Source organism: Citrobacter sp. Ce104 (genome assembly GCF_030334595.1).
In the GTDB taxonomy this organism is placed as follows: domain Bacteria; phylum Pseudomonadota; class Gammaproteobacteria; order Enterobacterales; family Enterobacteriaceae; genus Citrobacter; species Citrobacter europaeus.
Genome location: NZ_JAOWDP010000064.1, coordinates 263055 through 279803, shown reverse-complemented (window position 1 = coordinate 279803; position 16749 = coordinate 263055). Strand labels below are relative to the sequence as shown.

Annotated in this window: 18 protein-coding genes and 1 riboswitch; of the genes, 12 read left to right on the top strand and 6 right to left on the bottom strand. The window is 54.6% G+C overall.

What is annotated here, in order from left to right; translation table 11 throughout:
- The first annotated feature begins 9 nt into the window (after positions 1-9).
- The 4 genes from bioB to bioD are packed head-to-tail and all read left to right on the top strand — an operon-like array spanning position 10 to position 3634.
- The gene (bioB, locus tag OGW16_RS11995) at positions 10-1050 is read left to right on the top strand and encodes a biotin synthase BioB (RefSeq protein WP_043015667.1); all 1041 of its coding nucleotides are present in this window, start codon (positions 10-12) and stop codon (positions 1048-1050) included.
- Entirely contained in the window at positions 1047-2204 is a 1158-nt protein-coding gene (gene bioF, locus OGW16_RS11990; RefSeq protein ID WP_080625526.1) for an 8-amino-7-oxononanoate synthase, read from the top strand. The genes bioB and bioF overlap by 4 nt, the downstream gene beginning before the upstream one ends.
- Complete coding sequence (gene bioC, locus OGW16_RS11985) at positions 2188-2943, top strand: malonyl-ACP O-methyltransferase BioC (RefSeq protein WP_047412500.1); 756 nt, start codon at positions 2188-2190, stop codon at positions 2941-2943. The genes bioF and bioC overlap by 17 nt, the downstream gene beginning before the upstream one ends.
- The gene (gene bioD / locus OGW16_RS11980; protein WP_047412497.1) at positions 2936-3634 is read left to right on the top strand and encodes a dethiobiotin synthase; all 699 of its coding nucleotides are present in this window, start codon (positions 2936-2938) and stop codon (positions 3632-3634) included. Before bioC ends, bioD begins: the two co-directional genes overlap by 8 nt.
- Here bioD and OGW16_RS11975 read toward each other — a convergent pair.
- Positions 3600-4322 (bottom strand): ABC transporter ATP-binding protein, encoded by a 723-nt coding sequence (locus OGW16_RS11975; RefSeq protein ID WP_043015671.1) that lies wholly within the window; start codon positions 4320-4322, stop codon positions 3600-3602. The genes bioD and OGW16_RS11975 overlap by 35 nt on opposite strands.
- Positions 4323-5091: 769 nt before the next feature.
- On the opposite strand from OGW16_RS11975, the gene uvrB reads away from it, so the two are divergent.
- Positions 5092-7113, top strand: a complete 2022-nt coding sequence (gene uvrB / locus OGW16_RS11970) for an excinuclease ABC subunit UvrB (protein ID WP_075144956.1) — start codon at positions 5092-5094, stop codon at positions 7111-7113.
- A 154-nt stretch (positions 7114-7267) separates the two neighbouring features.
- On the opposite strand, the gene yvcK is transcribed toward uvrB, so the two are convergent.
- On the bottom strand, positions 7268-8176 hold the full coding sequence (gene yvcK, locus OGW16_RS11965; protein WP_043015674.1) for a uridine diphosphate-N-acetylglucosamine-binding protein YvcK: 909 nt from the start codon (positions 8174-8176) through the stop codon (positions 7268-7270).
- A 329-nt stretch (positions 8177-8505) separates the two neighbouring features.
- Positions 8506-8651, top strand: a riboswitch (molybdenum cofactor riboswitch).
- On the opposite strand from yvcK, the gene moaA reads away from it, so the two are divergent.
- The 6 genes from moaA (at position 8639) to OGW16_RS11935 (ending at position 12086) form a co-directional block, all read left to right on the top strand.
- Complete coding sequence (moaA, locus tag OGW16_RS11960) at positions 8639-9628, top strand: GTP 3',8-cyclase MoaA (RefSeq protein ID WP_043015675.1); 990 nt, start codon at positions 8639-8641, stop codon at positions 9626-9628. It overlaps the preceding riboswitch by 13 nt.
- Positions 9629-9647: 19 nt before the next feature.
- Positions 9648-10160, top strand: a complete 513-nt coding sequence (moaB, locus tag OGW16_RS11955; RefSeq protein ID WP_043015676.1) for a molybdenum cofactor biosynthesis protein B — start codon at positions 9648-9650, stop codon at positions 10158-10160.
- A gap of 2 nt (positions 10161-10162) precedes the next feature.
- The gene (moaC, locus tag OGW16_RS11950; protein WP_003035188.1) at positions 10163-10648 is read left to right on the top strand and encodes a cyclic pyranopterin monophosphate synthase MoaC; all 486 of its coding nucleotides are present in this window, start codon (positions 10163-10165) and stop codon (positions 10646-10648) included.
- Complete coding sequence (gene moaD / locus OGW16_RS11945; RefSeq protein ID WP_043015677.1) at positions 10641-10886, top strand: molybdopterin synthase sulfur carrier subunit; 246 nt, start codon at positions 10641-10643, stop codon at positions 10884-10886. Before moaC ends, moaD begins: the two co-directional genes overlap by 8 nt.
- A gap of 1 nt (position 10887) precedes the next feature.
- Complete coding sequence (gene moaE, locus OGW16_RS11940; protein ID WP_043015678.1) at positions 10888-11340, top strand: molybdopterin synthase catalytic subunit MoaE; 453 nt, start codon at positions 10888-10890, stop codon at positions 11338-11340.
- 41 nt (positions 11341-11381) lie between these two features.
- The gene (locus tag OGW16_RS11935) at positions 11382-12086 is read left to right on the top strand and encodes a Bax inhibitor-1/YccA family protein (protein WP_003831536.1); all 705 of its coding nucleotides are present in this window, start codon (positions 11382-11384) and stop codon (positions 12084-12086) included.
- 90 nt (positions 12087-12176) lie between these two features.
- Here OGW16_RS11935 and OGW16_RS11930 read toward each other — a convergent pair whose 3' ends face one another.
- Genes OGW16_RS11930 through OGW16_RS11920 form a run of 3 tightly spaced genes read right to left on the bottom strand, consistent with a single transcriptional unit; the run spans position 12177 to position 15138 of the window.
- Complete coding sequence (locus tag OGW16_RS11930) at positions 12177-13139, bottom strand: lysylphosphatidylglycerol synthase domain-containing protein (protein WP_193144679.1); 963 nt, start codon at positions 13137-13139, stop codon at positions 12177-12179.
- A complete protein-coding gene (gene clsB, locus OGW16_RS11925; RefSeq protein ID WP_043015680.1) occupies positions 13139-14380 on the bottom strand; it encodes a cardiolipin synthase ClsB in 1242 nt (413 codons plus the stop codon). The genes OGW16_RS11930 and clsB overlap by 1 nt, the downstream gene beginning before the upstream one ends.
- Positions 14377-15138, bottom strand: coding sequence for an endonuclease/exonuclease/phosphatase family protein (locus tag OGW16_RS11920; RefSeq protein ID WP_047412486.1), 762 nt, complete (start codon positions 15136-15138; stop codon positions 14377-14379). The genes clsB and OGW16_RS11920 overlap by 4 nt, the downstream gene beginning before the upstream one ends.
- Positions 15139-15269: 131 nt before the next feature.
- On the opposite strand from OGW16_RS11920, the gene OGW16_RS11915 reads away from it, so the two are divergent.
- On the top strand, positions 15270-15680 hold the full coding sequence (locus OGW16_RS11915) for a YbhQ family protein (protein WP_016152353.1): 411 nt from the start codon (positions 15270-15272) through the stop codon (positions 15678-15680).
- On the opposite strand, the gene OGW16_RS11910 is transcribed toward OGW16_RS11915, so the two are convergent.
- Positions 15642-16748 carry an ABC transporter permease gene (locus OGW16_RS11910; protein WP_008784194.1) on the bottom strand — a complete coding sequence of 369 codons (1107 nt, stop codon included), beginning with the start codon at positions 16746-16748 and terminating at the stop codon, positions 15642-15644. The two genes, OGW16_RS11915 and OGW16_RS11910, sit on opposite strands and share 39 nt — an antisense overlap.
- Between the last annotated feature and the right edge of the window lies 1 nt (position 16749).

Sequence of the window (16749 nt, the reverse complement as noted above, 5' to 3'; positions counted from 1 at the left end):
TATACCAATATGGCTCATTCTTCTCGCTGGACAATGTCGCAAGTCACCGAATTATTTCAAAAACCGCTGCTGGATCTGCTATTTGAAGCGCAGCAGGTTCATCGCCAGCACTTCGATCCGCAGCAGGTTCAGGTCAGTACGCTGCTGTCGATTAAGACCGGCGCCTGCCCGGAGGACTGCAAATACTGCCCGCAAAGTTCCCGCTATAAAACCGGTCTGGAAACGGAGCGTTTGATGGAGGTTGAACAGGTACTGGACTCGGCGCGTAAGGCGAAACAGGCCGGTTCAACGCGGTTTTGCATGGGCGCGGCGTGGAAGAACCCTCACGAACGCGATATGCCTTACCTGGAACAGATGGTTCAAGGCGTGAAAGCGTTGGGGCTGGAAGCCTGTATGACGCTGGGCACGCTGGACGAAACTCAGGCCCAGCGCCTGGCCAATGCGGGTCTGGACTACTACAACCACAACCTCGACACCTCGCCGGAATTCTACGGCAATATTATCACCACTCGTTCGTACCAGGAGCGCCTGGATACGCTGGATAAAGTGCGTGAGGCGGGCATTAAAGTCTGTTCCGGCGGAATTGTGGGGCTGGGGGAAACGGTGACCGATCGCGCGGGTTTACTGCTGCAATTAGCTAATCTGCCGACGCCGCCGGAAAGCGTGCCGATCAATATGCTGGTAAAAGTGAAGGGCACGCCGCTCGCCGATAATGACGACGTAGATGCCTTTGATTTCATTCGTACTATTGCCGTGGCGCGCATCATGATGCCGACCTCGTACGTGCGTCTTTCTGCCGGGCGCGAGCAAATGAACGAACAAACCCAGGCAATGTGCTTTATGGCCGGGGCCAACTCGATTTTCTACGGCTGCAAACTGCTTACTACACCCAATCCGAACGAAGACAAAGATTTACTGTTGTTTCGCAAGCTGGGCCTTAATCCGCAGCAAACGGCGGTACTGGCGGGCGATAACGAACAGCAGCAACGCCTGGAGCAGGCGCTGCGTACTCCGGATACTGACGATTACTACAACGCGGCAACCGTATGACCTGGCAGCAAAAAATAGACGATGCGCTAACGGCGCGTCGCCGTGCTGATGCGTGGCGTCAGCGCTATGCGGTGACGCAGGGCGCCGGTCGCTGGCTGCAGGCTGATGGTCGCCAGTATCTGAATTTCTCCAGCAACGACTACCTTGGCTTGAGCCACCATCCGCAGATTATCTGCGCGTGGCAGCAGGGTGCTGAGCGTTTTGGCGTCGGTAGCGGCGGCTCGGGCCATGTCAGCGGTTATTCCGTTGCTCATCAGGCACTGGAAGAAGAGCTGGCGCAGTGGCTCGGCTACTCCCGGGCGCTGCTGTTTATCTCCGGTTTTGCCGCTAATCAGGCGGTCATTGCCGCATTGATGGGAAAAGAGGATCGGATTGTTGCAGACCGGCTCAGCCATGCTTCGCTGCTGGAAGCTGCCAGCCTTAGCCCCGCCGTGTTACGTCGCTTTACCCATAACGACTCGCAACATCTGGAGCGTTTGCTGACTACTCCCTGTCCGGGGCAGCAGCTCGTGGTGACTGAAGGCGTGTTCAGCATGGACGGCGACAGCGCGCCGCTGGCTGAAATTCACGCGGTGGCGAAACGACATAACGCGTGGCTGCTGGTGGATGACGCACACGGGATCGGCGTGTGCGGCGAGGAAGGGCGCGGCTCCTGCTCTCGACAGCAGGTAAAACCTGAGCTGTTAGTGGTGACGTTTGGCAAAGGGTTTGGCGTTAGCGGCGCGGCAATCCTGTGTTCAGATAGCGTAGCCGATTATTTGCTGCAGTTTGCCCGGCATCTGATCTACAGCACCAGTATGCCCCCGGCACAGGCTCAGGCCTTGCGCGCCGCGCTGGCGGTGATCCGCAGCCGCGAAGGCGATGAGCGCAGAGAAAAGCTGGCGATGCTGATCCAGCGTTTTCGTGCTGGGATTAATACGCCGGACTTAACGCTGGCGCATTCAGACAGCGCTATTCAGCCGCTGATCGTTGGCGATAACCATAAGGCCTTGCAACTGGCACAGACGTTACGGCAACAGGGATGCTGGGTGACGGCGATTCGTCCACCGACGGTGCCGGCGGGTACGGCCAGGCTGCGGCTTACGCTGACTCAGGCGCATGAAGCCCAGGATATCGACAGCTTACTGGAGGTGCTGCATGGCGCAGATCAATAAGCAGGCGATTGCCGCGGCGTTTGGTCGTGCGGCCACGCACTATGAGCAACACGCTGAGCTTCAGCGTCAGAGCGCCGATGCGTTACTGGCGCGACTCGATGGTCGGGTGTTCTCTCAGGTACTGGATGCGGGCTGTGGGCCAGGACGTATGAGTCGTTACTGGCGGGAGCAGGGGAGCGAGGTCTGCGCGCTGGATCTGTCGGCGCAAATGCTGACGCAAGCGCAGCGTCATGATGTCGCCCACCGCTATCTGCTGGCGGATATCGAAGCCATTCCGCAGGCCGCCGGTACTTTCGACCTGGCCTGGAGCAATCTGGCCGTACAGTGGTGCAGCGACTTTCGAGGCGCATTAAGCGAGCTTTACCGTGTGGTGCGCCCTTGCGGGGTGGTGGCGTTTAGTACTCTGGCGCAGGGTTCAATGCCGGAGCTTCGTCAGGCCTGGCAGGCGGTTGACGATCGGGAGCATGCCAACCGTTTTTTGCCCGTGGAACAACTGGAAAACGCGCTGCATGGCTGGGATGCGGAATACCAGTCTCATGCCGTCACGCTGTGGTTTGATGATGCGCTGAGCGCCATGCGCTCGCTAAAAGGCATCGGCGCGACGCATTTGCATGATGGACGCGAGCAGCGCGTGCTTACCCGTTCGCAGTTGCGTCAGCTACAGCTAGCCTGGCCCTGTCAGCAGGGGAAATATCCGCTGACTTATCAACTATTTTTGGGAGTGATTCAACGTGACTAACACCTATTTTGTCACCGGGACGGATACTGAGGTGGGTAAAACTATCGCCAGCTGTGCGCTGCTTCAGGCGGCGGGACAGCTGGGGTTACGAACCGTTGGTTATAAACCCGTGGCGTCAGGCAGTGAAATGACGACTGAAGGTCTGCGTAATAGCGATGCCCTGGCATTACAGCGCAACAGCGTTGTGCCGGTGGATTATGCGGCTATCAACCCCTATACCTTCGCAGAACCTACCTCACCGCATATCATCAGCGCTGACGAAGGCCGCCCGATTCAGGCCTCAGTGATGTCTGCAGGTTTACGCGCGCTGGAAGAGCAGGCTGAGTGGGTGCTGGTGGAGGGCGCTGGCGGGTGGTTTACGCCGCTTTCGCCAACGCTGAGTTTTGCTGACTGGGTAACAGCAGAGCAACTGCCGGTGATTCTGGTGGTTGGCGTTAAGCTCGGCTGCATCAACCACGCTATGCTGACCGCCCAGGCGGTGCAGCAGGCCGGACTAAAGCTTGCCGGATGGGTTGCCAATGATGTGACGCCACCCGGCAAGCGTCATGCTGAATATATGGCAACGCTCAGACGTGTACTTGCGGCTCCAATGCTGGGGGAAATTCCCTGGCTGGCAGAAGAGCCGGAGCAGGCATCGACAGGGCGTTATATCGATCTTAGCGTTTTATCTCTGGCGTCCCCCAGTCATTGATTAACGGGTCGCCGAACGGTGTTATTTCCCCCTGAGCCACGTTGCGCCCCCGGTGTAACAAGCAGTAGCAGTCGGCGACCCGACGAATAAACGGCAGGCTCTGCTCCGCGAGCATAATGGCGATGCCAAGCTCCTGGCTTAGCCTCACAATCAGGTTTCCCAACTTGTGGATATACGCCTGGCCACTGCCTCGCGTGGGCTCATCGAGGATCAGCAGGCGAGGGCGTGTGACCAGCGCGCTGGCGAGCGCAAGCTGGTGCTGATTATCCTCTGATAATGCCGCTCCTTTGGCCTGACGTAGTACAAACAGCTGTGGAAACAGGCGGTAAATATCGCTACTGTTCATCGTTTCGCTTTCTTCAACAGCCTGGCGGGCAATATGCAGATTTTCCTCGACCGTCAGTTGCGAAAAAATCCGTCTTTCTTGTGAAACGGAGTTAATACCCAGCGCAATGCGATTTGCCGCCGGGATCGGACTCAGATCGCGTGGCGGCGCGCCTGCCTGATGCCAGAACATGGTGCCGCTTTCGATCGGTAGGTTGCCGATGATGCAATTGGCCAGCGTAGTCTTTCCCATCCCCGGAAGCCCCAGCACGCCGGTACATTTGCCGGGCAGCAGGTCGAGATCCACATCCCACAATGAGTGCTGATTGCCGTAATAGTGATTCACTGCGCGAAGACTCAACATAGATTTCTCCATCATGATGTTATCCGGCACACGGACAGGTCGTCGGAAGAAAACTGCAATTCTCTTGCCAGAAGAGGGCTTCGGGACAAAAACAATGGGATAACATGCTAAGTGGGTCGAAATATCTGGTTTGTCAGAAGGAGAGCGCTGTTTTGTGCACATTACCAGTGCCTGGCGGTGCCGTGATGGTGCAGGCAGGAAAATGATGAAAATGCGAGCAAGATCCCGGCCATTCCAGGCCGCTTCGTTAGCTGATAAATATCAAAAAATAGCGATAATTTTTTTTTATGCCACCGGAAAAGGGAGTAAGGGCGTTTTTGCCAGGCTACAGTCCATACGGGCTGGAGGCAGTTATCCACTATTCCTGTGGATAACCTTGTGTATTAGAGTTAGAAAACACAATGTAAGCGAGAGAAGACGCGGCCTGCGACTAAATTGGTGCGAAAGACGGCTCGGGATAATAGTCATTAAATTACAGGATGTTAGATAAAATCAATGGCTGTCGCAGAAGTGTCATGCGTTGCCACAAAACTTTCATCGAGTGGCTTGACAAATGTTAAAAAAGTCATTGCTTTGGGGATAACGCATTTTTACTGGTGTTTTATCTCGCCTGAGGCCAAATTTTAGTCGCCCGTCACGGCCGTTTTGATGGCGTATCAGAAATATTATGGCGCGTTACTGTTTTTTCATCCAGTATATTTTACTGGCAAAATATACCACTGCGAGTAAAATTACACACCTGCCCGCCCATTGCTTCAGGTAGCTGCTCATGAGTAAACCGTTCAAACTAAATTCCGCTTTTAAACCCTCTGGCGATCAGCCTGAGGCAATTCGTCGTCTGGAAGAAGGGCTGGAGGATGGTCTGGCGCATCAGACGCTGCTGGGGGTGACAGGGTCGGGGAAGACATTCACCATCGCTAACGTGATTGCGGACTTGCAGCGTCCTACCATGGTGCTGGCGCCCAATAAGACGCTTGCCGCGCAGCTGTATGGAGAGATGAAAGAATTCTTCCCTGATAACGCGGTTGAGTATTTCGTCTCCTACTACGACTATTATCAGCCGGAAGCCTACGTGCCAAGTTCTGACACCTTCATCGAGAAGGATGCCTCGGTCAACGAACACATTGAGCAGATGCGTCTGTCGGCGACCAAAGCGCTGCTGGAACGTCGTGACGTCGTTGTTGTGGCGTCGGTTTCCGCTATCTATGGTCTGGGTGACCCGGATCTGTATCTGAAAATGATGCTGCATCTGACGGTGGGGATGATTATCGACCAGCGCGCGATCCTGCGCCGCCTGGCGGAACTGCAGTATACCCGCAACGATCAGGCATTCCAGCGCGGAACCTTCCGCGTGCGCGGTGAAGTGATCGACATTTTCCCGGCAGAATCCGACGACATCGCGCTGCGTGTGGAACTGTTTGATGAAGAGGTCGAACGTTTATCGCTGTTTGACCCGTTAACCGGGCAGGTCGAATCCACTATTTCGCGCTACACCATTTATCCTAAAACGCACTATGTGACGCCGCGTGAACGTATCGTGCAGGCGATGGAAGAAATCAAAGTTGAACTGGCAGAGCGGCGTAAAATTCTGCTGGCAAATAACAAACTGCTCGAAGAGCAGCGGCTCAGCCAGCGTACGCAGTTCGATCTGGAAATGATGAACGAGCTGGGTTACTGCTCGGGGATTGAAAACTATTCCCGCTATCTCTCCGGGCGTGGCCCCGGCGAGCCGCCGCCGACGCTGTTTGATTACCTGCCTGCCGATGGCCTGCTGGTGGTGGACGAATCCCACGTCACTATTCCGCAAATTGGCGGCATGTACCGCGGTGACCGGGCGCGTAAAGAGACCCTGGTCGAGTACGGTTTCCGTCTGCCGTCGGCGCTGGATAACCGTCCGCTTAAATTTGAAGAGTTCGAGGCGTTGGCACCGCAGACCATCTACGTCTCAGCGACACCGGGCAACTATGAGCTGGAGAAATCCGGTGATGAAGTGGTCGATCAGGTCGTACGACCGACCGGCCTGCTGGATCCGGTTATTGAGGTGCGTCCGGTGGCGACGCAGGTCGACGATCTGCTGTCTGAGATCCGCATTCGTGCGGCGATTAACGAACGTGTGCTGGTCACCACGCTCACCAAACGGATGGCGGAGGATCTCACCGAGTACCTCGAAGAGCACGGTGAACGGGTGCGTTATTTGCACTCTGACATCGATACCGTGGAACGTATGGAAATCATTCGTGACCTGCGTCTGGGTGAGTTTGACGTGCTGGTGGGTATCAACCTGTTACGTGAGGGTCTGGACATGCCTGAGGTCTCACTGGTGGCGATTCTGGACGCAGACAAAGAAGGGTTCCTGCGTTCTGAACGTTCGCTTATCCAGACCATCGGTCGTGCGGCGCGTAATATCAACGGTAAGGCGATTCTCTACGGCGATAAAATTACCGCCTCAATGGCCAAAGCGATTGGTGAAACCGAACGTCGTCGTGAGAAACAGCAACTCTACAACGAAGAACACGGTATTACGCCGCAGGGCCTGAACAAGAAAGTGGTCGATATTCTGGCGTTGGGTCAGAATATCGCGAAGACCAAAGCGAAAGGCAAAGGGAAGTCACGCGCAGGCGCGAAGTCTGAAGTTGTCGAGCTGGATATGACGCCAAAAGCGCTGCAGCAGAAGATTCACGAGCTGGAAGGGCAGATGATGCAGCACGCGCAGAATCTCGAATTTGAAGAGGCAGCGACGATCCGCGACCAGTTGCATCAACTGCGCGAGTTGTTTATTGCGGCATCGTAAGGCGGTGTCGGATGCGGGGTGGATAGCATTCGTAGGCCGGATGCCGGAGCAAATCGTTTTGTAGGCCTGATAAGCAAAGCGCATCAGGCATTGTTTGATGCCGGAGCAATTCGTTTTGTAGGCCTGATAAGCGCAACGCATCAGGCAAATACGTTCAACCTAACGCCTGTACCGCTTTCTCCAGCGCGTTGTGCAATAGCTGGCGGTCATGGCGGTAGGGAATATCGCTGGCTTCCAGCACCTCCTGAATAACCACGCGGTCGGAAACGGTGGATACATCTACTTTCGGGCCCACAACCACCGCATCAATCACTTTTCTGCCAACATACTGTTCAATGATTGCCAGCTTATCGTTAAGTGTCAGGCCGGCTGCTGGCAGGCTTAACTCGCGGCCCAGATTGCCGATGTACACCATCGGAGCGGGAGTGCGACGTAATGCCTGCGCCAGTTCGTCGAGCAGCAGGAGCGGCATCAGGCTGGTGTAAAAACTGCCGGGACCTATCAGAATCAAATCCGCTTCGGCGATAGCTTCTACCGCCTCCCGCGTGGTGGGAACTTTTGGCGACAGCATCAGTTCCTGAGGTGGGATGGTAAGCTGATCGATATTCACTTCGCCATAAACTTCATGCCCCTGATCGTCGATAGCCATCAGATCTACCGGCAGCTCCGACATCGGAATTAAATGCGCGTCAACTTTCAGCAGACTACGAATTAAATTGATAGCCTCCAGAGGCCGCACGCTGAGGTGATCGAGCGCCTTTAACATCAGATTTCCGAGGTTATGCCCGGAAAGTTCGCCATTACCGCCAAAACGATACTCAAACATGGCGGATGCAACGCTGGGTTGAGTGATTAACTGGTTCAGACAGTTACGCATGTCTCCCCAGGCAATCCCGCCTTCAGAGCGGCGAATACGACCTGTCGACCCGCCATTATCGGTCGTGGTGACGATACCCGTCAGGCGCGAACCTAAAGGAGAAAGTGAGGAGAGAACGCGTCCCAGTCCATGCCCTCCGCCGAGAGCGACAACGCGGTCCAGATCTGCCAGCGTGCGAGTGCGCATAAATTTTCCTGATATCAATTAATCGGCGCTACAGTAACGTAAATAGCGTGTTTTCAGCAATTATCCAGTCGACATCTGCCGTAATTTTTTTCTGCCATCTACTCCTTTCTGACGAGATCCACCTGACGGCAAGATGATGTATATCAATGCAAAACTGTGGTTTTTGCTTATTCTGTAGCGAAATTGCACGATCATGTCGTTATGTATGTATTTATACAACGAAAGTGTACATGGCAAAAGCGTCATTTACACGCTAGTATCGGCATAACCACTAAGTACTCTAAATAATTTGAGTTGCCGGAAGCCAACGCATCTGCAACACGAAGTATGACGAGTATAAACACTCTAGCCTCTGCACCTGGGTCAAATGATACGGTGCTTTGGCCGTGACAATACTTGAAAAAGTTTGTCACCAGGGCGCAGGAAGAAATGACTACGTCTCCCGTATTTGGAAAGGTGTACATGGGCTCTCAACTTACCGATGCTTTCGCACGTAAGTTTTACTACTTACGTTTGTCGATTACCGATGTGTGTAACTTTCGTTGCACCTACTGCCTGCCGGATGGCTATAAGCCCGGTGGGGTCACCAATAACGGCTTTCTGACCGTTGATGAAATTCGCCGCGTTACGCGCGCATTCGCCAGCCTGGGAACGGAAAAAGTGCGTCTGACGGGGGGCGAACCGTCTCTGCGTCGCGACTTCACTGACATTATCGCCGCCGTGCGCGAAAACGACGCCATCCGTCAGATTGCGGTAACCACCAATGGTTATCGTCTGGCGCGCGATGCTGCTGCCTGGCGCGATGCCGGACTGACCGCGCTTAACGTCAGCGTCGACAGCCTCGATGCCCGCCAGTTTCACGCCATTACCGGGCAGGACAAATTTCAGCAGGTGATGGCGGGCATTGACGCCGCCTTTGAAGCCGGTTTTGAAAAAGTGAAAGTCAACACCGTGCTGATGCGCGACGTGAATCATCATCAACTGGACACCTTCCTGGCGTGGGTTCAGCCCCGTCCTATCCAACTGCGCTTTATTGAACTGATGGAAACGGGCGAGGGCAGTTCTCTCTTCCGTAAACACCATATTTCAGGCCAGGTACTGCGCGATGAGCTGCTGCGTCGCGGCTGGATCCACCAGATTCGACAGCGCAGCGACGGCCCGGCTCAGGTTTTCTGTCATCCTGACTATGCCGGCGAAATTGGTTTGATCATGCCTTATGAGAAAGACTTCTGCGCCACCTGCAACCGTCTGCGCGTTTCATCTGTCGGCAAGCTTCATCTGTGTTTATTCGGTGAAGGCGGCGTAAGCCTGCGAGATTTGCTGGAAAACGACGCTCAGCAGCCAGCGCTGGAAGAACGCATTTCAGCCGCGCTGCTGGAGAAAAAGCAGACCCATTTCCTGCATCAGAACAATACCGGTATTACGCAAAACTTATCTTACATTGGCGGCTGATCGCTAAAAGGAGTTTTTCATGAGTCAGGTAAGCGCTGAATTTATCCCGACACGCATTGCTATTCTTACCGTTTCAAGCCGTCGCGGCGAAGAGGATGATACCTCCGGCCATTATCTGCGTGACTCGGCGCAAGAAGCGGGTCATCAGATTGTCGACAAGGCGATTGTCAAAGAGAACCGCTACGCCATCCGTGCCCAGGTTTCTGCCTGGATTGCCAGTGACGATGTTCAGGTGGTGCTTATTACCGGCGGCACTGGGTTAACCGAAGGGGACCAGGCGCCAGAAGCGCTGCAGCCGCTGTTCGACAGAGAAGTCGAAGGGTTTGGTGAAGTATTCCGTATGCTGTCGTTTGAAGAGATTGGCACCGCGACGCTGCAATCCCGGGCGATTGCCGGAGTAGCCAATAAAACGCTGATTTTCGCCATGCCGGGGTCGACGAAAGCGTGTCGTACCGCCTGGGAAAATATCATTGCGCCGCAACTCGATGCCCGTACGCGTCCGTGTAATTTCCACCCACATTTGAAGAAATAAGTATGTCGCAACTGACTCATATTAACGCCGCTGGCGAAGCGCATATGGTGGATGTCTCCGCCAAGGCGGAAACCGTACGCGAGGCGCGTGCAGAAGCATTCGTGACCATGCGTAGCGAAACGCTGGCGATGATTATCGACGGCAGCCACCATAAGGGCGACGTTTTTGCCACGGCGCGTATTGCCGGTATCCAGGCTGCCAAACGCACCTGGGATCTTATCCCGTTGTGTCATCCGCTGATGCTGAGCAAGGTTGAAGTCAATCTGCACGCTGAACCGGAACATAACCGCGTACGTATTGAAACGCTGTGTCGCTTGACCGGTAAAACCGGCGTTGAAATGGAAGCGTTAACGGCGGCCTCCGTGGCGGCGTTGACCATCTACGATATGTGCAAAGCGGTGCAAAAGGATATGGTGATTGGACCGGTGCGTCTGCTGGCAAAAAGCGGCGGAAAATCGGGCGATTTTAAGGTGGATGCGCATGATTAAGGTTCTTTTCTTTGCTCAGGTACGGGAACTGGTGAACACGGATGCGTTAGAGGTTGCTGCCGGGTTTGCAACGGTAGAAGCCCTGCGCCAGCATCTGGCAGCGCAAAGCGATCGCTGGGCGCTGGCCCTGGAAGACGGTAAGCTGCTGGCGGCGGTAAACCAGACGCTGGTCAGTTTTGACCATCCCCTTAACGCGGGTGACGAAGTGGCTTTCTTCCCGCCGGTAACCGGAGGCTAAGATGGCTGAAACGCGAATTGTTGTTGGCCCTGCGCCGTTCAGCGTTGGGGATGAGTATCCCTGGCTGGCCGAGCGTGATGAAGACGGCGCGGTCGTCACTTTCACCGGTAAAGTGCGCAATCACAATCTCGGTGATAGCGTGCGGGCGTTAACGCTGGAACACTATCCGGGAATGACTGAAAAAGCGCTGGCGGAGATTGTCGACGAGGCGCGTTCGCGCTGGCCGCTGGGTCGGGTGACGGTAATTCATCGCATTGGCGAACTGTGGCCGGGTGACGAAATCGTTTTTGTTGGCGTGACCAGTGCGCATCGCAGCAGCGCGTTTGATGCCGGGCAGTTCATTATGGATTACCTGAAAACTCGCGCGCCGTTCTGGAAGCGCGAGGCTACGCCGGAAGGTGAGCGCTGGGTTGATGCCCGCGACAGTGATAAGCTAGCAGCAAAACGCTGGTAGAGTACAATTGTTGTAGGCTCATACTGATTCAGGAGATTGTCATGGACCGATTCCCACGATCCGATTCTATTGTACAGGCCCGTTCCGGCCTGCAAACGTATATGGCGCAGGTGTACGGCTGGATGACCTGCGGACTGTTGCTGACGGCGTTTATCGCCTGGTATGCGGCAAATACGCCCGCGGTGATGATGTTTGTCTTCTCCAGCAAAATCACCTTCTTTGGCCTGATCATCGCTCAACTGGCACTGGTGTTTGTCCTGTCCGGCATGGTGCAAAGGCTCAGCGCAGGTATGGCGACAACGCTGTTTATGCTCTATTCGGCATTAACTGGTTTGACGCTATCAAGCATTTTTATCGTCTATACCTACTCGTCTATCGCCAGCACTTTCGTGGTCACCGGCGGGATGTTCGGGATCATGAGTCTGTATGGCTACACCACCAAACGCGATTTGAGCGGCTTCGGCAATATGCTGTTCATGGCGCTGATCGGTATTGTGCTGGCCTCGCTGGTTAACTTCTGGCTCAAGAGCGAAGCGCTGATGTGGGCGGTAACCTATATCGGGGTGATTGTGTTTGTTGGTTTGACCGCCTATGACACGCAGAAGCTGAAAAATATCGGTGAGCAGATCGACCTGCGCGACAGCTCCAATCTGCGTAAATACGCGATTCTTGGAGCCCTAACGCTGTATCTGGACTTCATCAACCTGTTCCTGATGCTGCTGCGTATTTTTGGCAATCGTCGTTAATCGTCTGTTGCCGGATGGCGCTGCGCTTATCCGGCCTACAGTTGTGTATCGAAAGTAGGCCGGATAAGGCGTTAAGCCGCATCCGGCAAATCATTTCGCCATCGCCTTCTCGTTTTTTACCCGCAGCTTTTTCGCCCGACTCTCCAGCAGCAAATAACACACCAGCGCCAGCAGTAGCGGAATAAAATAGTACAGCACGCGATACGCGAGCAGTGCGGCAATGATCGTGCCCTGAGACGTGTCCTCTCCTGCCAGCAGCGCCATAAACACCGCCTCCAGCACGCCAATTCCCGCCGGAATATGTACGATAACGCCGGCAATACTGCTCACCAGTAGCACGCCCAGCACGAAGAAATAGTTAATATTCTGACCCAGCAACAACCAGATAATCGCCCCCATTACCATCCAGTTAGCCCCGGATATCGCCATTTGTGCGAGGGCAAATTTCCAGGAGGGTAGCACCAGTTTTTGGCCCTTGATGGTGATGTGGCGATGTTTAGCGAAGGCGCAAAACCACAGATAAACGCCAATTATCAACAGCAGCGCAATGCCTAAGATACGCAGCGTACCTTCATCGATATACCAGTGCGCGGGCAGTTCGACGACGCCGAAAGTAAAAATAAAACCGCCCAGCAGAATATAGCCCAGCCAGTTGGTGGTAATGCTCAGTGAAAAAATTCGGGTAATTGTGCTCCCCGGCAACCCGAGACGCGAGTAGAGCCGATAGCGCATCCCAATACCGCCCACCCAGGTGCTTAACGTCAGGTTGAAGGCGTAACAGATAAACGACACCAGCATGACCTGGCGTTTTGCCAGCTTGTGCCCACAGTAGTAGCGCCCGAGCAGGTCATAACAGCCGTAAAGTAAATAACTGACGATCACCAGCCCCACGGCACTGAGCAGGGCAATCCGATTATAATCGCGGATTACCGTCCATACTTCCTGCCAGTTGACCTTGCTGGCATAAACGACCAGCAATACGATCACCGCAATAAAAAAAAGCCATGTAAGGATCTTTTTCGCTAACCGCCAGCGTCGGTGGTTTTTTGTCATCAGGTTTTCCCTCCTGCATCCTCAGTTTGTATACGGTCCTGGGTTTCCAGAGCGGGCTGTGCGGGCGGCTCTACCTCGGCCAGAAGCGGGGTATGCGCCGGCAGCCAGCCGACCAGCGCCGGGAAGTGGCGTAAGAAGTGGAAGGCCAGCACGCTCTTTGTCAGGTTCCACCAGGTGCGTTTTGGCAGCATAGATTCGTCAACCCGCTTGCAGTCCTTGGCAATAATGGGATTCAGGTTGTCACGCAGAGTCTGGTTAAATGTGCGGTCATGAATAATCAGATTTGCTTCCAGATTCAGCGACAGGCTCAGCGGATCGAGATTGCTGGAGCCCACCGTCGCCCAGTGATCGTCCATCAGCGCTACTTTGCCATGCAGAGGTTTACGACGGTATTCATAGACATGGACGCCGCCCTTGACCAGATAGTTATACAACAGGCGGGCGCCCACTTTTACAATCGGCATGTCCGGTTCGCCCTGCACGATGAGTTTTACCCGAACGCCGCGCCGCGCTGCTTTACGCAGGGCATGCAGCAGGCGATATCCGGGAAAGAAATAGGCATTGGCGATAATCACTTCCCGCCGGGCCTGGGTCAGCATTTTCAGATAATGGCGTTCAATATCATCGCGATGCTCTTCGTTATCGCGCCAGACAAACAGCGCCTGCGCTTCGCCGGGACGATGATTGTCGATTGCCCGGTGATGACGTCGCCACCAGCGGCGTACGGCGCTTTGCCCGGGCAGGTTTTCCAGTGCAAAATTCAGAATGTCAGCAACGACTGGACCTTCAACACGCACGGCGTAATCCTGCTTGGCCTCAGGGCCGTAATCAGACATATGTTCAGCGGAGTAATTGATGCCGCCGACAAAGGCAACACGATCATCAATGACCACAATTTTGCGATGCATACGGCGAAAGAGATTGGTGCGCATTCCAAACAAACGTGGACGCGGATCGTAGTAGCGGAAAACAACGCCGGCTACGGTGAGCTCTTCGACAAAACTGTCGCTAAGATCCGGCGAGCCGTAGCCATCCAGCAGCACCTCTGCTTTGATTCCTCGCTGGGCGGCCCCGAGTAGCGCGGCATGCAGCTGTTTTCCGACCGCATCCTCAAACCAGATAAAGGTTTCGAGGATAATTTTTTGCTGCGCCTGCTCAATGGCCTCAAAGACGGCGGGATAAAATTGATCGCCGTTTTCCAGCAGTTGTATTTGATTGCCTTCACGCCAGCCATATTTCATAAATGAATCTCCGCACTCAGGGGGGCATGATCGGACAAATGTCGCCAGTGGCGCAGCGCCAGCGTCGTTGGAGTACTGGCATTGGCGTTTTTCACGTAGATCCTGTCCAGACGCAGCAGGGGAAACTGCACCGGAAAGGTTCGCGCCGGGCGACCGTGGGCGCGGGTAAAAATCTCATCAAGGCCGGCCCTGGCTTTCAACGGGCGATTGGCCGTTTGCCGCCAGTCATTAAAATCTCCGGCGATCACCACGGGCTCCGTGTCGGGCAGGGCGTTGACCCAGTCTGCCAGCATAGCGAGCTGGGCCTGGCGGTGAGCTTCACGCAAACCGAGATGCACGCACATCACATGGATGGGGTGGGAGAGCATTGGCGGTACGATTCGGCAGTAAAGGACCCCGCGCTTTTCACTCGCGCCGACGGAAACATCACGATTTTCATAATGCTCAATGGGATACCGCGACAGCACCGCATTACCGTGATGTCCCTGCGGGTATACGGCGTTACGCCCGTAGGCGAAGTCGCTCCACATCGTGTCCGCCAGAAATTCGTAGTGGCTGGTATCCGGCCAGTTCTCAATATGCAACGAATGAGCTTCGTGCGCGCCCATGACTTCCTGCAGACACACAATGTCTGCACCAACCGTTCTGACAGCCTCCCGTAGCTCAGGCAAAATAAAACGCCGGTTGAAGGCGGTGAACCCTTTGTGAGTATTAATGGTGAGCACATTGAATGAAAATTGAACTCCCGATCCGCTCATGAGCCTCCCGATGGCGTCACTTCCTAAATAAAATAGTGTAGTCGTCGTCACAAAAAGATGCGGTGTTGCGGAATTTTCCGTAAAGTCCGGTACTCTGAACAATTAGTCGAAAATCCTTCAGGAGAATAGCCATGAGGTGGCAACAACGTGTTCGTGTCGCAACGGGTCTAAGTTGCTGGCAGATAGTGTTGCATTTACTGGTAGTGGCGTTGCTGGTAATGGGCTGGATGAGCGGCACGCTGGTGCGCGTCGGCCTGGGATTATGCGTCGTTTACGGCGTAACGGTTTTATTAATGCTGGCCTTGCAACGTCACCATGAACAGCGCTGGCGCGACGTCGCTGACGTGCTGGAAGAGCTGACTACCACGTGGTATTTCGGTGCCGCAATGATCGTACTGTGGCTGCTGTCGCGTGTGTTGCAAAATAACGTCTTGCTGGCACTGGCGGGGCTGGTGATCCTTGCCGGACCCGCCGTGGTCTCGCTGCTGGCGAAAGACAAAAAGCTACATCACCTTGCGTCTAAACATCGCATACGCCGCTGAGCCGGTCGTGGCCGCTATCACTAATAGCGGCCACAAACTTCCCCAGACAATCTGCAGACTCGCATCCTTCAGGTAAATTTGTTTGGTGATGTCCGTAAAATGACGGATTGGGTTTATCCACGTCAGATTCTGCAACCAGACCGGCATGTTTTCGACCGGTGAAACATAGCCCGAGAGTAAAATCGCTGGCATCATAAACACAAACACCCCGATAAACGCCTGCTGCTGGGTGGCGCACAGCGATGAAATCAGCAGACCAAAGCCGACCAGCGACAGCCCGTAAATTACCATCGTGAAATAGAACAACCCCAGTGAACCGGCAAATGGGATGTGATAAGCCCAGATGCCGATCGCCAGCACAATGGTGGCCTGAAAAGTTGCCACAATTAACGCAGGCACCGCTTTGCCGATGAAAATCTGCCAGGTGGTAAGCGGGGAAACCAGCAGTTGATCCAGCGTGCCTTGCTCGCGCTCGCGGGCAACCGAGAGCGAGGTGACGATCATTACGCCGATAGTGGTGATCATGGCGATCAGCGACGGAACCACAAACCATTTATAATCCAGATTCGGGTTATACCAGTTACGCACTACCAGCTCGCTGTTATTCGGCTTCGGCTTGCCGTCCATCAGCTCCTGCTGATACTCCTTAACGATTTGCTGCAGGTAATTCGCGGCAATTTGCGCGCTGTTGGAGTTACGTCCGTCGAGGATAATCTGCATGGGAGCCTGCTGGAAGGTATCCAGATTACGCGAAAAGTTAGCCGGGAAACGCACCAACAGCAGGGCTTTTTGCGTGTCGATGGTGGGCTGGATCTCCTGCGGACTTTTCAGCAGCAAAACATGCGTAAAGGCGCTGGCGCGGGCGAAGCGCTGGGTGAGCTCCACCGAATGTTTACCGTTATCTTCGTTATAGATAGCGATAGTCGCGTTGGTGACTTCCAGCGTTGCCGCGAACGGGAACAGGATAACCTGAATCAGCACCGGTAAAATCAGAATGGCTCGCGTCTGCGGTTCGCGTAACAGCGATTGCAGCTCTTTGCGAATTAATGTCCATAATCGATGAAACATG

Coding starts and splice junctions, on each gene's coding strand:
- moaC (WP_003035188.1), top strand. CDS start 10,163: ATGTCGCAACTGACTCATATTAACGCCGCTGGCGAAGCGCATATGGTG.
- OGW16_RS11975 (WP_043015671.1), bottom strand. CDS start 4,322: ATGTTGAGTCTTCGCGCAGTGAATCACTATTACGGCAATCAGCACTCA.
- OGW16_RS11910 (WP_008784194.1), bottom strand. CDS start 16,748: ATGTTTCATCGATTATGGACATTAATTCGCAAAGAGCTGCAATCGCTG.
- OGW16_RS11920 (WP_047412486.1), bottom strand. CDS start 15,138: ATGAGCGGATCGGGAGTTCAATTTTCATTCAATGTGCTCACCATTAAT.
- moaE (WP_043015678.1), top strand. CDS start 10,888: ATGGCTGAAACGCGAATTGTTGTTGGCCCTGCGCCGTTCAGCGTTGGG.
- moaD (WP_043015677.1), top strand. CDS start 10,641: ATGATTAAGGTTCTTTTCTTTGCTCAGGTACGGGAACTGGTGAACACG.
- moaB (WP_043015676.1), top strand. CDS start 9,648: ATGAGTCAGGTAAGCGCTGAATTTATCCCGACACGCATTGCTATTCTT.
- moaA (WP_043015675.1), top strand. CDS start 8,639: ATGGGCTCTCAACTTACCGATGCTTTCGCACGTAAGTTTTACTACTTA.
- bioB (WP_043015667.1), top strand. CDS start 10: ATGGCTCATTCTTCTCGCTGGACAATGTCGCAAGTCACCGAATTATTT.
- bioC (WP_047412500.1), top strand. CDS start 2,188: ATGGCGCAGATCAATAAGCAGGCGATTGCCGCGGCGTTTGGTCGTGCG.
- OGW16_RS11935 (WP_003831536.1), top strand. CDS start 11,382: ATGGACCGATTCCCACGATCCGATTCTATTGTACAGGCCCGTTCCGGC.
- OGW16_RS11915 (WP_016152353.1), top strand. CDS start 15,270: ATGAGGTGGCAACAACGTGTTCGTGTCGCAACGGGTCTAAGTTGCTGG.
- yvcK (WP_043015674.1), bottom strand. CDS start 8,176: ATGCGCACTCGCACGCTGGCAGATCTGGACCGCGTTGTCGCTCTCGGC.
- uvrB (WP_075144956.1), top strand. CDS start 5,092: ATGAGTAAACCGTTCAAACTAAATTCCGCTTTTAAACCCTCTGGCGAT.
- clsB (WP_043015680.1), bottom strand. CDS start 14,380: ATGAAATATGGCTGGCGTGAAGGCAATCAAATACAACTGCTGGAAAAC.
- bioF (WP_080625526.1), top strand. CDS start 1,047: ATGACCTGGCAGCAAAAAATAGACGATGCGCTAACGGCGCGTCGCCGT.
- OGW16_RS11930 (WP_193144679.1), bottom strand. CDS start 13,139: ATGACAAAAAACCACCGACGCTGGCGGTTAGCGAAAAAGATCCTTACA.